The 14,425-nt window shown below is 66.6% G+C and carries 18 protein-coding genes and 1 pseudogene; 15 read left to right on the top strand and 4 right to left on the bottom strand.

Annotated features, from left to right (window positions below):
• Positions 1–532 precede the first annotated feature (532 nt).
• Positions 533–838, top strand: coding sequence for a hypothetical protein (locus ON38_RS07810; RefSeq protein ID WP_373281194.1), 306 nt, complete (start codon positions 533–535; stop codon positions 836–838).
• A 143-nt stretch (positions 839–981) separates the two neighbouring features.
• On the opposite strand, the gene ON38_RS07815 is transcribed toward ON38_RS07810, so the two are convergent.
• Positions 982–1,170, bottom strand: a complete 189-nt coding sequence (locus tag ON38_RS07815) for a helix-hairpin-helix domain-containing protein (RefSeq protein WP_039823581.1) — start codon at positions 1,168–1,170, stop codon at positions 982–984.
• Between the two features lie 192 nt (positions 1,171–1,362).
• On the opposite strand from ON38_RS07815, the gene ON38_RS07820 reads away from it, so the two are divergent.
• Positions 1,363–2,187, top strand: a complete 825-nt coding sequence (locus ON38_RS07820) for a cyclase family protein (RefSeq protein WP_039823583.1) — start codon at positions 1,363–1,365, stop codon at positions 2,185–2,187.
• A gap of 7 nt (positions 2,188–2,194) precedes the next feature.
• Here the strand turns inward: ON38_RS07820 and ON38_RS37410 are convergent, their stop codons facing one another.
• The gene (locus ON38_RS37410; protein WP_245563957.1) at positions 2,195–2,854 is read right to left on the bottom strand and encodes a BBE domain-containing protein; all 660 of its coding nucleotides are present in this window, start codon (positions 2,852–2,854) and stop codon (positions 2,195–2,197) included.
• On the opposite strand from ON38_RS37410, the gene ON38_RS37415 reads away from it, so the two are divergent.
• Positions 2,844–3,257: a hypothetical protein gene (locus ON38_RS37415; RefSeq protein ID WP_245563958.1), complete on the top strand. Its 414-nt coding sequence runs from the start codon at positions 2,844–2,846 to the stop codon at positions 3,255–3,257. The two genes, ON38_RS37410 and ON38_RS37415, sit on opposite strands and share 11 nt — an antisense overlap.
• Here ON38_RS37415 and ON38_RS37420 read toward each other — a convergent pair.
• A pseudogene (locus ON38_RS37420) lies at positions 3,249–3,620 on the bottom strand (FAD-binding protein); the annotation flags it as partial. The gene ON38_RS37415 and the pseudogene ON38_RS37420 overlap by 9 nt on opposite strands.
• A gap of 454 nt (positions 3,621–4,074) precedes the next feature.
• Here ON38_RS37420 and ON38_RS07835 point away from each other — a divergent pair.
• From ON38_RS07835 to ON38_RS07845, 3 genes are read left to right on the top strand one after another with little or no spacing between them, the layout of a single operon-like run.
• The gene (locus tag ON38_RS07835) at positions 4,075–4,395 is read left to right on the top strand and encodes a GntR family transcriptional regulator (RefSeq protein ID WP_373281195.1); all 321 of its coding nucleotides are present in this window, start codon (positions 4,075–4,077) and stop codon (positions 4,393–4,395) included.
• The gene (locus ON38_RS07840) at positions 4,392–5,309 is read left to right on the top strand and encodes an ABC transporter ATP-binding protein (protein WP_039823589.1); all 918 of its coding nucleotides are present in this window, start codon (positions 4,392–4,394) and stop codon (positions 5,307–5,309) included. Before ON38_RS07835 ends, ON38_RS07840 begins: the two co-directional genes overlap by 4 nt.
• Positions 5,306–5,998 carry an ABC transporter permease gene (locus ON38_RS07845; RefSeq protein ID WP_039823590.1) on the top strand — a complete coding sequence of 231 codons (693 nt, stop codon included), beginning with the start codon at positions 5,306–5,308 and terminating at the stop codon, positions 5,996–5,998. Before ON38_RS07840 ends, ON38_RS07845 begins: the two co-directional genes overlap by 4 nt.
• 151 nt (positions 5,999–6,149) lie before the next feature.
• Here the strand turns inward: ON38_RS07845 and ON38_RS07850 are convergent, their stop codons facing one another.
• Complete coding sequence (locus ON38_RS07850) at positions 6,150–6,692, bottom strand: TetR/AcrR family transcriptional regulator (protein WP_039823592.1); 543 nt, start codon at positions 6,690–6,692, stop codon at positions 6,150–6,152.
• Between the two features lie 148 nt (positions 6,693–6,840).
• On the opposite strand from ON38_RS07850, the gene ON38_RS07855 reads away from it, so the two are divergent.
• The 9 genes from ON38_RS07855 (at position 6,841) to ON38_RS07895 (ending at position 14,421) form a co-directional block, all read left to right on the top strand.
• A complete protein-coding gene (locus ON38_RS07855) occupies positions 6,841–7,536 on the top strand; it encodes a class I SAM-dependent methyltransferase (protein ID WP_083872390.1) in 696 nt (231 codons plus the stop codon).
• 63 nt (positions 7,537–7,599) lie between these two features.
• Complete coding sequence (locus tag ON38_RS07860) at positions 7,600–7,941, top strand: hypothetical protein (protein ID WP_245563959.1); 342 nt, start codon at positions 7,600–7,602, stop codon at positions 7,939–7,941.
• A 9-nt stretch (positions 7,942–7,950) separates the two neighbouring features.
• Positions 7,951–8,325, top strand: a complete 375-nt coding sequence (locus ON38_RS07865; RefSeq protein ID WP_051164480.1) for a hypothetical protein — start codon at positions 7,951–7,953, stop codon at positions 8,323–8,325.
• A 74-nt stretch (positions 8,326–8,399) separates the two neighbouring features.
• Positions 8,400–8,714: a hypothetical protein gene (locus ON38_RS07870; RefSeq protein WP_157181694.1), complete on the top strand. Its 315-nt coding sequence runs from the start codon at positions 8,400–8,402 to the stop codon at positions 8,712–8,714.
• Positions 8,715–8,816: 102 nt separating this feature from the next.
• On the top strand, positions 8,817–11,153 hold the full coding sequence (locus tag ON38_RS34005; protein ID WP_051164481.1) for a hypothetical protein: 2,337 nt from the start codon (positions 8,817–8,819) through the stop codon (positions 11,151–11,153).
• Between the two features lie 112 nt (positions 11,154–11,265).
• Complete coding sequence (locus tag ON38_RS07880) at positions 11,266–11,853, top strand: DUF4178 domain-containing protein (protein ID WP_245563961.1); 588 nt, start codon at positions 11,266–11,268, stop codon at positions 11,851–11,853.
• A 52-nt stretch (positions 11,854–11,905) separates the two neighbouring features.
• On the top strand, positions 11,906–12,331 hold the full coding sequence (locus ON38_RS07885; RefSeq protein WP_157181695.1) for a DUF4247 domain-containing protein: 426 nt from the start codon (positions 11,906–11,908) through the stop codon (positions 12,329–12,331).
• Between the two features lie 40 nt (positions 12,332–12,371).
• Positions 12,372–12,797: a DUF350 domain-containing protein gene (locus ON38_RS07890; protein ID WP_039823602.1), complete on the top strand. Its 426-nt coding sequence runs from the start codon at positions 12,372–12,374 to the stop codon at positions 12,795–12,797.
• A gap of 34 nt (positions 12,798–12,831) precedes the next feature.
• Positions 12,832–14,421: a polyamine aminopropyltransferase gene (locus tag ON38_RS07895; protein WP_083872400.1), complete on the top strand. Its 1,590-nt coding sequence runs from the start codon at positions 12,832–12,834 to the stop codon at positions 14,419–14,421.
• Positions 14,422–14,425: the final 4 nt, after the last annotated feature.

Raw genomic sequence — 14,425 nt, forward strand, 5'->3', positions numbered from 1 at the left:
TCCGGGCATACCCTGCCCGGCTCGGAGCCGCACCCCAGTGCGTTATAGCACGATTTACAGACATTCCCGGCACCGAGAAATACCCCACGCGACCACCTCGTCGCCCATGTACGCTGCCGAATTCGACCGGCCGGAGGCGGATCCGACCGGCAGCCGAGCCGGGCCGGCACGCGATCCGCGGCTGGGCATCGAGCATCCGACATGGGAGCCTTCATGGAGCAGCGGGCGCACTCGACGATCGCGCCGGCCGACCTCGACGCGACCCGCCGGTTCTATGTCGAAGGACTCGGCCGGGATCCGCTACTCGATGTGCCGGACGAGATCATCTTCTTCCGGATCGCCCCGGGCTGGTGCCGGGCCTCTTCCGTGCGGACGAGTTCAACGCCGATATCTCCGACGGTTGCGATCGCGCCCTCCCGGATCGTTCCCGACACCGGGATCGGCCCCGGCGTACGCATTCCGGCCGTAGTCTTCCGGATACCGCGGCACCGTCACGGTGCCCATCGGCACGAGGGATCGGAGTCGGATATTGGTGATACGGGAACGATCGGCTGCGGCCGCGGTCGATGCCGCGCCGGTCTACGGCGAACCGTTCGAGACAGCGGACGGCGCCATCGTCATCACCGTCTCGCGCCGCGGCGCTTTCCCCGGTTCGGCGATGCGGCCCGCGGGGATCTTCGTGGTTCGTGACAGCGCGGCCACCTGGGTTCCCGCGGTGGACGTCAACCGGATCGCGCAGCTGGGCGAGTGGATCGGGTTGCTCGCCGCCGTGATCGCCGCTCTCGCGGTGTTGCGGCGCCCGCCTTGGCCGGATCTCTCCTTCCGGCGTACCGACTGACTCGGCGCCTGGTTCCCGCCACCGAGCTGTGGCAGTTCTCCTCGGGACGGTCGGCTACAGCGGCCGGAGCCGGACAGCCGGATCGGGGACGGCTCCCGGCGCAACCACCCGAACCCGCGCGAGCCGGCCCCGGTTACCCGGGCTCACCGTGCGGCCCGGCGTGCCTCGGTCAGCAGAGCTATCGCCCGCGGCCCTACGCCATGCAGCGGCAGCAACTCGTCGAGGTGTTCGGGTAGCTCGGCGACTGTCCGGTATCCCGCGTCGATCAACGCGCCGGTCGCCGGTCTGCCGATCCTCACCCCGTCGAAGACAGGTCCACGATCCTCGGTCACGCCGGCGAATCTACCCCGCCGTGCCGACAAGGCGGCCTAATCGCGCAACCGGGTCACAGCGCGGTACCGCCGGTGAGGCGGCTACTCGAAGCCTGAACGGGAGCAGAGGCCGGAAATCCGCCGGGGCGGGTTTCCGTGATCGCGCGTGGCATACGGCCCTATCGGCCCGGGTTCGAATAGGCTGCCCGCGAAATGTGCGCACCACGAATAATCCGAGACCTGCGTGCGGCAGCCGAGGACCTGCCCCGTCCCGGTCGGCGTGCTTTCCTCCGGACCGCCGGGGCAGCGGTCATTCTGGGCGGCGTCGTCCCCGCGGTGCCCGCCCGCGCCGCTGCCGGCGGGGTCGTGGATCTGACCCACCCGCTCAGCGCACGGACCCCGACGTGGCCGGGAGTCCCGCCGTTCTCGATGGTCCCGGTGGCCTGGGAAGCCGCGGGGGGATTCGACCAGAACGTGTTGGCGTACTGGGAGCACACGGGCACACATGTGGACGCGCCGACGCACCGTCGCGGCGCGCAGTCCACCGATGTGCTCGCCGCGCGTGATCTGGTCGCACCGCTGGTGGTGATCGATATCAGCGACCGGTCCGGCACCGATGTGGACGCGGCGGTGACCACCGACGATATCGGCGTCTGGGAGTCCCGGCACGGCCGGATCCCGGAGCGGGCCTTCGTGGCGATGTATTCGGGTTGGGAGCGACGGCTGGAAATACCCGGCGCCTTCGTCAACCTCGACAGCGAGGGAACACCGCATGCGCCGGGATTCGCGGCGGATACCGCCGAGTTCCTGGTGCGCGAGCGGGCGATCGTGGGGGTGGGTGTGGACACCCTGAGCCTCGATCGGGCCGCCGACCCGGATTTCGGTGCCCACACCGCCATTCTCGACTCCGGTCGTTACGGCGTCGAACTGCTCGCCAACCTGGCCGCGGCGCCGCCGGTGGGCGCCACCGTGGTCGTCGGCGCGCCCAAACACGTCGGTGGCACCGGTGGACCGTGCCGTGTGCTCGCGTTGACCTGAGGCGGTTTCAGGGCAGCGCGATCGAGAGCCGGTGCCGGAATACGTCGCCGGGATCCCACCGGGCTTTCACCTGTTGCAGCCGCGAGTAATTCGCGCCGTAATAGAAGGTGTGCCAGGGGGTGCCGGAACGGTTGAATTCCGGGTCGGCCAAGTCGGGGTCCGGGTAGTTGATATAACTGCCGCCGTTGTCGTCGTCCGGTACCGGCACTCCGCCGGTACCGGCGTACAGTTCGCGATACAGCTGCCGGGCCACCCCGATGTGCCGCTCGTCGTCGATGGGCAGCCGCCAGGCGGCGTGGATGAGCATCTTCATGAACGAGTCACGGGCCGGCATGGCGGTGGCATCGGGCGCGACGGCATTGACGGCGCCGCCGAACGGCAGGAATTCCAGTGACGATTCGCCGACGAACGCCGGTGAGACGATATGTCGGTAGCAGGTCCGCAGCTGATCGGCGGTGTAGGGCCGGCGCAGGTACGCGGCCTTGGTCTTGACCCGCGGCGGATCCGGTGTGCCGGCGTAGTAGACATGTGCGACGGTATCGGCGTAGGACCGCTCGACCACCGGGCCGACGACCGCACCGGGTAGTACACCGGCGCAGACGGTCGCCACGAACTCGTCCAGCCGTCCCCGGGCATCGGCACCGTCGCCGGCCTGGATGATCACCATCTCGCCCAGCCCGGTCAGGTTCGGCCGGAAGCTGATCGGCGCGTACAGGCCGTCGAAGCGGTTGCCGGGGTTCGCGGTGGCGCGCGTAGAAGTCGAGGTAGTTGGTCATGAACCGGACGAACGAATCCTCGGTGGTCACGGGCAGCATGAGCGTGGTGCTCCACATCGAATCCGGCGGCCGGGGCAGGGCGGCCGCCGGATCGGATCCATCGGAACCGGGGGAGCGCAGCAAGTAGCGGGTAACGATCCCGAAATTACCGCCGCCCCCGCCGGCATGGGCCCACCACAGATCCCGGTGCTGTCCGTCCCTGGTCGCGGTGACCAGGCCGACGCTGCCGTCGCGCGCCACGGTCACCACTTCCACGCCGTACAGATGATCCGCCACCACGCCGTGTTTGCGTGACAGCGGGCCGTAACCCCCGCCGCTGATATGTCCGCCGACCCCGACGGCCCGGCAGATCCCGCCGGGCACGGTCACGTTCCATCGGGCCAGTTCCGCGTACAACCTCTCCAGGGTGAGTCCGGTGCCCACCGAGAAGGCGCGGTGCTCGCCGTCCCAGTCGACCCGGTCCAGTCTCCGTAGATCGATCAGCGACTTCGTGTCCGCGCTGTCCACGAAATCTTCGAAGCAATGCCCGCCGGAGCGGGCGGCGATACGCAGACCGTCCCGGACCGAGCTCGCGACGGCCTGCCGGACGTCCTGCGCGGTGGCCGGTAGATGGATCTGCCGTGGCCGGGCGACGTAGCGCCGGTTGTAGCCGCGCATGGTCAGTGTGCGGTACTCCCGTTGCCCGGGCAGGACAGCGGGAACGGCCCGGGCGGGTGCGCCACCGCTCCCCACGGTGGCGGCCCCGAGAGCGGCGGCGGCGAAAAACTCCCGGCGTGACAGCAATTCGACCCCCTGCAGTCGATCTGATGGATTCGCCTGCTCACCGTAGCGCCACCAGGGGTTTTCGTTGTGGATTCCGCTGCCGGCGACGGCGCGGCACGGCTGTCGGCGGGTCGAGTGCGCGCTCGAGCCGGCGAGCGGCGGACTCGGACGCGAAGTCGTCGACCGACCTGTGCCGACCGGGGCCGGGCCGACCAGGGCGGACGATTCTGTCTTGCGAGCCACCCACGGGGGTTATATGGTTCATTACATGAGTAATGAACCACTCAACCCGAGGAGGTGAGGGCACGTGCTCGCGGACGGTAAGCCGCTCTTCCTGCAGATCGCGGAGATGGTCGAGAACTCGATCGTCGACGGATCGCTGCCCGAGGAAGCGCAGGCACCGTCGTCGAACGAGCTCGCGGCCTTCCACCGGATCAACCCCGCGACCGCGGCCAAAGGTCTGAACCAGCTGGTGTCGGACGGGATTCTGTACAAGAGACGAGGGATCGGAATGTTCGTCACCGCCGGTGCGCGCGGGGCGTTGCGACTGCGGCGCAAGGAGCGCTTCGCCCAGCAGTACATCGACCCGCTCATCGCCGAAGCCGACAAGCTCGGTATGGGCATCGACGAACTCAAGACCCTGCTCGACCAACGGGAGGGGACCCGATGAGCACCACCTTCATCGACCCGGCACTCGACAACGCGGTACTCGCCCGAGCGCGCGGGGTGACCATGCGCTTCGGTTCGGTCACCGCGCTCGACGATGTGACCTTCGATCTGCGCGAGAAAACGATCTACGGTCTGCTCGGCCGCAACGGCGCCGGGAAGACGACGCTCATGCAGGTGCTCACCGGTCAGATGTTCCAGACCGCCGGTGAGGTGCGGATCAACGGCGCGGTGCCGCACGAGAACGCCGAGGTGCTGCGGTCGGTGTCGTTCATCAAGGAGAGCCAGGCATACCCGGCCGATTACAAGGTCGAGCACGTGCTGAGAGCGGCCCGGCACCTGCTCGCCGACTGGGACGAGGGTTTCGCCCGCGAGCTCGTGCGCGATTTCGATCTGCCCACCGACCGCAAGGTGAAGAAGCTCTCCCGCGGGATGACCTCCGCGCTCGGAGTGATCGTCGGTCTCGCCTCGCGCGCCCCGCTCACCTTCTTCGACGAACCGTACCTGGGCCTGGACGCCGTGGCCCGGCAACTCTTCTACGACCGGCTGCTCGCCGACTACACCGAGTATCCGCGCACGATCGTGCTTTCCACCCATCTGATCGACGAGGTCGCCGACCTGCTCGAACACGTACTGCTCATCGACCGCGGCCGGCTCGTCGCCGACGCGTCCGCCGACGAGATGCGCGACGGCGCCCTCACGGTCTCCGGCCCGACCTCCGATATCGATCGTTTCGTCGCGGGCAGGCCGGAATTGCGCCGCGAATCATTGGGCACCCAGAGCCGGGTGCTGCTGCGCACCACCGACAACGCCACGGACACCCGGCACGCGAAAACGCTGGGCCTGCTGGTGGAACCGGTCTCGTTGCAGCAGTTCATCGTCGAAACCACACCCCTGCACGGCAAGGAGAACTCATGATCGCCCGCGCTCTGCAGGTGTCGCGGATCCACACCGTGGCCTGGCCGCTGCTGATCGCCTGGCCGCTGGCGATCCTCGTCGCCGCCTTCGTGATCCCGTGGGTGATCTTCGCCCTCATCGATCCCACCGAGTCGAACACGACCGGCAGCGTCTACTCGATCCTCGGCGTGACCATGGCCTTCTACATGGGCGCGATGACCCAGACCTTCCCCTTCGCCCTCGGCCTCGGTGTCACCCGCCGCGACTTCTTCAACGCCACCGTCCTGGTCGGCGCGGCGCAGGTGGGCGCGACCTCCCTGCTGCTGTGGGTTCTGGCCGTCATCGAGGACCATACCGACGGGTGGGGTGTGCGGATGGAGATGTTCGGGCTCCCGGCCGATTTCACCGGCAACCGGCTGACCCAGCTGGCCACCTATGTCGCGTTCCTGGGGCTCGTCGCCGGTGTGAGCCTGTTTCTCGGCGCGGTCTACCAGCGCTGGCGGGTCACCGGCCTCTACACGGCCGGTGCGATCTTCCTGCTCGCCGGCGGGCTCGCCGCCATTCTGGTGACCTGGCAGCGCTGGTGGCCCGCGGTGGGTTCCTGGTTCGTCGACGCGCCCCGGGTGGTGCCGATGGTGGTGCTACCGGCCGTGGTCGCGCTGGCCGCGCTGATCGGCGCCCGGGTCACCATCCGGCGCGCCACGGCCTGACCGGGCCGAGGTGGGGGGCGCTCGGCTCGGGATCGTGAAGAAGCGGACCGGGCCCCGCCCGGGTGATCCCATCCGGAACGGGTCTCTTCCGCCACTGCGGCCGGGGCCCGTTTTTCTTGTCCGGCCCGAATTCACGATGCCCGATCTGATTTCACGACGGTGAGCCCGGCGGCGGGTTCAGGTAGTGCGATTGGAAATGCCGCCATGCCGCGTCGGGCGCGACCGGAGCCACGGGATCGGTGACCGCTGTGAGCAGGCCGACCAGGGCCCACGAGAGGGTCGTCACACCCAGATCGTCGAGTTCCGCGCCGGGCCGCTCGGCGAAATGCTCGCGCAGGATCGTGGCGACACTGTGCCGATAGCCGCGCAGGGCGGTGCTGGACGCCTTGGGTCCGATCAGCGGCTGGTACACCTGCGGGTACCCGGCGGCGAGCGCCAGCATCACCCGTACCGGCGCCCACCGCCCCTGATCCGGTGAACGAGCGATCTCCGCGCGCAGATGCTCGGCGCAACTCACCACCAGTAGATCGTCCTTGTCACGGTAGTGGGCGTAGAAGGTGGACCGCCCGACATCGGCCCGCGCGATCACATCGCTGACGGTGATGCGGTCGTAGGGCCGTTCCATCATCAGTTCGATGAGCGCCCGGTGCAGGGCGTTGCGGGTCTTGCGGACCCGGCGGTCGGGTGCCTCCACGTTCCTCGCCTCTCGGTGCTCCGTGCCACTTGAACAGTCTCGTGAATCTGTGCGGAATCGGACGGATCCTGCGCATCTGAGTCTGGTCGACGACTACCGCCGCGGCGACGATCGACTCATGAGATCAGACCAGCGGGCACGCACCCCCATGTTCGTCGACGAAGCGGAAACCGGTCTTGTGTTGTCCGGCCTGCGGCGATACAACTTGTTCACAACGGTCTTCTTCCTCGGCAGGCAGAGCCTGCTGTTGCGGGAACTGGCCGACCGCAGCGGCGTCCGTCCGGGCCAGGACGCTCTCGATATCGGCTGTGGACCCGGGAAACTCGTGCGTGTACTCGGCCGACGGGTCGGGCCGGGCGGAACCGCTACGGGCGTAGACCCTTCGGGCGAGGCGATTGCGCACAATCGGCGTCGAGACTCGCGACACCGGTATATTCGCTCCACGGCTCAGGAACTCGCTTTGCCCGACGCGGCATTCGACGTGATCACCTGCACATTCGTGATGCATCATATCCCTGAACAACATCGGACGGCCGCTCTGGCGGAGATGTGGCGGGTGCTGAAGCCCGGTGGTCGGATACTGATCGCCGACACGTACCTTTCCGACCGCTTTCGAAGGGCATATGCCCTGACTCAGCGTCTCCGGAGGCGGAAGCCCGGCGATCCGGCCGCGGCCGTCGATGTTCGCCGGTATGCCGCGGCGCTGCGCGAACTGGGGTTCACTGCGCCCGAGTTCGTAGCGAGTGGCCACCGCACAGCAATGTTGCTGGCCACCAAACCCGGCGGCGCATTCGAGTCTGGACAGGTGAGGACCGACCCGCCGCAACGCGAACACTCCCAGTGATGAGAAGTCTACGCGGAATATGCCAGATTTGATCTCTGGCCGGTCTGGACGGGAGGAGTCACTGTGTCGAATGGCTGGGGCCGGGCTCATATGCTGCATCCCGACACTGCTGCGGCGCTCGACTCTGCCCGGACTCTCGTCCATGCTGTCGACGACATGTTCGACGAGATCGACAAGATTCGCGCCCGGCGCCCGTCGCCCAGCGGGCGTGTCATTCCCGAGGTGGACGGGGAGGGTCGCTTGACCAGTCTCTATATCGCCCCCGGTACAGTTGCTGCTTCCGAGCGGGGCGAACTGGTCTCCGAGATCATGTCGGCCGTGCGGGACAGCACGGTGGATGCTTTCCGTCAGCGGCAGATCACGATTCAGGAAACAACGTGGCCGGCACCGAAGCGGCAGCCTTGACCTGGCACGGTGTTCGGGAGTGCCGACTACGAGGTTGTGAGGGGATCGCGCGTGTCGAGCGATGGTGAGTCCGAGCCGGACGCGAGCCGGTACCCCGGCAGATTCGAGGTTTTCAACCCCGACTACTCCGTCGGCGTAGCCTGTGATCGAAGCGGCTTGATCGTTGGTTTGCACTTGGACGACGAGGTCTGGGAAAACACGGACGAGTGGCTGGCTCGGGAGATAGTCCGGGTCGCCCGGTTGGCTCGTCTGAAATCGCAGGCCGGCCGCCGTGTCGAACTGATGGCCACCGCGGTCGGCGCTCGCCTTGCCGATCGGCTCGGTCTCCCGACTCGAGCGGAGTACGAACTGCTGGAGAAAGCCGAGTTCGGCGGCGCGCACTGAAGCCGTCGCCATCCCCATGAATGGGAATGGCCGAGAATGGATGAAACTGTCGGCATCGGAGAGGTTCTGTCGCTGTGGCCAAGAAAGTTGCTCAGGAGCCGGACGGCCTACGTCGGCAGGGTGGGGGCAACCATGCTGTGGGTGACGTCAACTACCAGCGTTCAGGGGGCGACCCCGAGTGGGAAGGCAGCCTGGAGTATCAGTACGGCAAGGCGGCCAATGCGTTCAACGTGTATGCGCGTGAGCATGTGCGAGGCCGTGAGGCGGGCTTCACCACAGCGGGCGACAAGCGGCACGGGATCGGCGATGCGGCCATCACGGGTGCCGGTCATTTCGAAGCGTCCGACGGCAGTGGTGCTTCCGGGGTCGCCGGGACGATTCCAACCTGATCCGCGCCGCTGCGGTGTCTCGTGATGTCCCGGGATTCGGGGTGGCGTTCTCTCGGATCCAGAGTAGATTCCGGCTTCTCGCCTTGACCGAGGTATGGACTTATGGGTGACCAAAAAGATGGAACTCTGAATCCAGGGGATGAACTCAAGGAGGGGGAGTGGTTGTTCTCGCCGAATGGCGAGTACAAACTGGGGGTCGAAAACGGCAAGGTCGTCACCAAGCATGTCGGTTCGGATACCGTCGTCAACACGATATCCAACAATGACAGCAGCGGCGACAGGATCAAGTTCACCGAAGAGCGATGGGAATGGTCGCCGAACGGGTGGACCGGTGAGGGCGGCAAGCACAGCCTGAAGCTGCTGGGCGGTGGTGACGACGATGACGACGTCTGGACCGCATCATCCGAGGGTAACGGAACCGAAGGCGAAGCGGGCGAAGACGACTGGGAAGACGATCAGGGGGCCGCCCAGTTCGTTCTCACCAACGACGGTCAACTCATTGCCGTAAACAAGAAGATGCCCGACAATTGGGACGGAAATCTTTCCCAAGGTGCGGACAATGTAGTTTGGTATGCCGACCTCAACAAAGCGAAGACAGCCGAGCTCGAGTTCCTGGGTGCCGATGCCAGGCCCAAAAAAGGTGATAAGTTCTCCAAGTTCCCCTTGGTGTTCAGGGATATACCCGGTGACCTTTCCGATGAACTAAAAGGGTACGTGCACATCTCCAATATGGTGCTCAGGTATGTCATGGACCAGATGGGTGCCGTGGATTCGGGCGATACGAAGAACCCTGAGTTTCTCAAGTACCTGAGAGACCCCGATCAGAAGACTACGGGCGGAACGAAAACCAAATACGACGACAGCCTGGCGACGGATTTCTATGCCGATCTGAAGAGCGGTGCGAACTCGGCGGGTGAGACCACGGAAGCCTATGATGCTGCGGGAACTTCCGTCGCCGGCCTGGAGCAGATGTGGGAGTCGTTGGACTCGAAGCTGAAAGACCTGACCGGCGAAGTAACCAGCCTCAACGACACCTACTACCGCGATATGTACGATCATATCCAGGCTGCGCACGAGGATATCTGGGAGCAGACCAAGACCGGTGTCAAGGGCTATCATGGTGGCTCGTCCATGACAACGCTGTATCAAGACGGGGGCATCCAGAATATATCGGAAGAAGGCCCGATATATAAGATAATCCGAGATGCAGTGGTCTACTGTGCGGACAAAGTATGGAGTTTCGCCGAGACCGTCGCTGATCTCGATTACCCGATTGCGCCGGTCAAGTCGCAATATGAAGGGTTCGACAAGCCTGCCGATCCGCCTGCGAATCCGCCGGCCAACCCGCCTGCGAATCCGCCGGCCAACCCGCCTGCGAATCCGCCGGCCAACCCGCCTGTGAATCCTCCGGTGAATCCACCTGTGAATCCTCCGGTGAATCCACCTGTGAATCCTCCGGTGAATCCGCCCGCCAATGCCCCGGCGAACACTCCGGTCAACAGCGAGCAAGCGCTGAAGGACCTGGACAAACAGTACGACCAGATCCTGGGCGACACGACCAAGGACAAGACGGGCGGTTCCGATACCACCGGTACCGACGGGGAGCAGTCACCGACCGGCGTGAACGGGCAGCCTGTCTCGGGCGGCCAGACCACCGGTGGCGCCACCCAGGCCCAGCCCGCTGTCCAGGCCCCGCCGACCAGCGGTGCTCCGGATATGAGCAGCCTCGCGATGCTCCCGCTGCTTTCTCAAATGATGAACCCGCAGGGTGCGGACGGTAAGGACAAGGACGACAAGGATAAAGACAAGGACAAGGAGAAGGACGATCCCCGCGGGCAGGGTCGCGAGGTTCCCGCTCCCGGTCAGCAGTCGCCGGGTGTCGCTCCGGTGGGGACCGATCAGGGTCCCGGCGTGCAGCCGGCCGTCACCGCGCCCACCGATACCGGCGCTCCGCCGGTCGTGACCACGCCCGGCGCGATGGTCGACTACAAGATGCCCGACGGTAAGACCACGATCCAGGTGCCGCAGGCGGTTTCCGACGCGCTGACCCGGCAGCAGGGGAACCCGGCGCTCAATGCGTTCACCGCCTACGAGGGCACACAGGCCTCGCAGGATATGGGCGGTACCTGGGAGGCCGTCCAGGGAGACCTGAAGACGGGCGACGTGGTCCGGTGGGAGAACCACAGTGCCGTCGTGATCAACGACGGAACGGGTCCGCAGTACTGGAAGGACGGTGTTCTCACCCGCCTGGACCAGAACGGCGATCTCGACAACCTGGGCCACGGCAAGTTCGTGCAGTTCCTCCGTCCCCAGGGGCTGGGAGAGGCGGACGTGCAGGCTCCCGGCGCGCCGACGGAATTGCCGGAACCGAAGGTCACCCTCGAGACGCCGCAGACGCCACCCTCGGTCCAAGCACCGAAGGAGCCCCAGGCGACGTGATACGACCGGCCGAGCGCCTCGATCGCGCTCGGCCGGCCGGGATGCCGCGGTGGCGGGTGTTAGTCTCCGCTGAGATCGTCAGAGGGAGGCCGCCATCAACGCGCTGTTGCTCGTGCTGCTCGTCGTCGCGCTCGTCGTGGCGGGGGTCGCGTTGTTCCTGCTGGTACGGAAGAGGAGCGAGCCTCCCGCCGCGGCCGGTCCCGTGGACCCGTTCGCCGACAAGGATTCCGATGCGCTGCGCGGTGATCCGCGCGCGTTGAAGGCCGGGGATATCGTCGATATCTTCGGCGAGACCTACACCGTTCGCGGCTCGTTGCGCCTGAAGGAGGGCGGCTACCAGTGGAGTGAGCATCTGCTGGATACCGCCGGTGGTACGCGCAAATGGTTGTCGGTGGAGGAGGACCCGGATCTCGAGCTGGTGCTGTGGACCGAGACGCCCGGAGTCCCGGCGGCGGGCGGGGCGGAGATCGAGCACGACGGGAAGACGTTCCGGCTCGACGAGTCGGGGCGCGCTCAGTACGTCAGTGAGGCGACCACCGGCCTCACCTCTCCGGGAACCGTCGCCTATCACGACTACACTGCCGCGGACGGTACCCGGCTCTCCTTCGAGGATTTCGGCGAATCGGGCAAAAAGGAAGCCGCAGTCGGGCAGGTGCTGTACCGGAGTGCGATTATGATCTACCCGCAGTCGTCGAACTGAGCGATAGCTGCGGCACCGGAGGGTCTGTGCGCCGGACGGGGGAAGGTTTGCTGTGAGTCGTAAGTCCTGGCTGTTCGCTGCGTGCTGCGTGATCCTCACGACGGTGCTGGCCGGATGCGGGTCCGATGACGACGATGATGTCGGTGTCCGGTCCTATATCGGGTCGCACTACACACGCGCGCCGAAGCTCGATGAAGCGAACAACGGAACCGCGTACACATCGAACAAGTCGCCGGTGGCGACGGCCGATGACATCACCGCGGGGGTGCGCCAGCTGGACCGGCGCACCGCCGGTGCCACCACGTACCTGCAGTACCGGGACGACATCATCGCGATCTCCCCGAACGGTGCCGGGGCCAAGGTCCTGCTCGACGATTACCGGACCGGGCACCGGCGGCACCACAGCGCGGTCAGCGTCTTCGGCTGGCCCAGCGACAACACCGGCTTCCGGGGTGGCGGTTCCGGCGACGGAAAGTAGCCGCCGCCCGCGTATCCGGATCCACTCCCAGGAGGAAACAATGCTCGAAGACCTGCCCGCGAACGCCGGTGCCGCGGCCGCCTACTCCGGCCTCGGGATCGTCCTGATGGTGCTGGGGTTCGTCCTGGTGGATGTGCTCACCCCGGGCAATTTGCGTCATCAGATCTGGGTGGAACGCAACCGCAACGCCGCGCTGCTGGTCGCCGCGAACATGCTGGGGGTGGGCATCATCGTCGCCACCGCCATCTGGACCTCCGACGGCGCGATCGGGCAGGCGCTGGTCACCAGCGCGGTGTACGGGGTCATCGGTCTGGTGGCGATGGCGCTGGCGTTCCTGCTGCTGGAATTCACCACTCCGGGCGAGTTCCGGGGTGTGGTGAACGAGCCCGAACTGCATCCGGGTGTGTGGGTGAGCGCGGCGGTGCACATCGCCGTCGCGGCCGTGGTCGCCTCGGCTCTCACGTAAGTTGGCACCGCAGGACTCCGCTACCGGCACCGCCGTGGCCCGGCCCGCGGCCGACGGGCGGGCCGAGACCGGCCGCGCCGACGGGACCGCGGCGCCGGTGACCGGACGGTTCGCGCGGGCGGCCCTGCTCACCACGGTATTCGTCTGTGCCGCGTGCGGACTGGTGTACGAACTGTCCCTGGTGACGCTGGGCAGTTATCTGATCGGCGATACCGCCACCCAGGCATCGATCACGCTGAGCGTGATGGTCTGCGCGATGGGGGTCGGCGCGCTGGCCGCGAAACCGCTGCGGCAGCGGGCCGCCGTGGCCTTCGTGGTGGTGGAGCTGGCACTCGCGCTGGTGGGTGGCCTCTCGGTGCTCGGCCTGTACGCCGCCTATGCCTGGCTCGATCTCTACACCGCGGCGCTGGTGGCCGCCTCCTGTGTGATCGGGGCCCTGGTCGGCGCCGAGATCCCGCTGCTGATGGAAATGCTGCAGCGCATTCGCAAACAGGAGGCGGGCAGCGCGGTCGCCGACCTTTTCGCCGCCGATTATGTGGGCGCCCTCCTCGGCGGTCTGGCGTTCCCGTTCCTGTTGCTGCCGGTGTTCGGGCAGATCCGCGGCAGTCTGATCGTCGGCGTGGTGAACGCGGTGGCCGGCCTGGCGCTGGTACTCATCTGGTTCCGCGCCGATCTGTCCCGGCCGGTGCAGGCGGCCCTCGGCGCGGTGACCCTGCTGGTGGCGGCGGTACTGGTCGGCAGCTACGTCTACGCCGATCGGTTCGAGGCCACCGCCCAGCAGGCCCTGTTCGCGTATCCGATCGTCTGGCAGCGGCAGACCGAATACCAGAAGATCGTGCTCACCGAATCGGTGTCGCCGTTCGGAACCCGGGACACCCGCTTGTTCCTCAACGGTGATCTGCAGTTCTCGTCGGTGGACGAGTACCGATACCACGAGGCGATGGTGCATCCGACCCTGGCCGGGCCGCGCCGTGAGGTGCTGGTGATCGGCGGCGGCGACGGGCTGGCACTGCGCGAGATTCTGGAATATCCCGATGTGGAGTCGGTGACGCTGGTCGAACTGGATCCGGCCGTGATCGAACTGGCCCGCACCGATGCACGGCTCACCGAACTCAATCGGAACTCCTTCGCCGATCCGCGGGTTCGGGTGGTCACAGCGGACGCGTTCTCCTGGTTGCGGACCGCCGACACCGACTACGACGCAGTGATCGTCGATCTGCCCGACCCGGACCAGACCTCCATCGCCAAGCTCTATTCCACCGAGTTCTACGCGATGACCGCGCGGGTACTGGCCCCCGGCGGCACCATGGTGGTGCAGGCCGGTTCGCCGTTCTTCGCCCCGCATTCGTACTGGTGTATCGCGGCCACTGTCCGCACCTCCGGCCTGCACATCCTGCCGTATCACGTGGACGTACCCAGTTTCGGTGACTGGGGTTTCGTTCAGGCCACCCGTGACCCCGAGCCGCGACTCGCGCTGGACCCGCCGGCCCCACTGCGGTCGCTGGACGAATCGAGCCTGCCGGCCGCGACGATCTTCGCGCCGGATCGCCGGGACACCGGCGAACAGCCGTCGACGCTCATGCATCCGACAATCCTCGAGCTGGCGCGCAAGGAATGGGTGTAGCGGC

Origin of the sequence: Nocardia testacea NBRC 100365 (assembly GCF_000308775.1) — a bacterium.
Taxonomy (GTDB): domain Bacteria; phylum Actinomycetota; class Actinomycetes; order Mycobacteriales; family Mycobacteriaceae; genus Nocardia; species Nocardia testacea.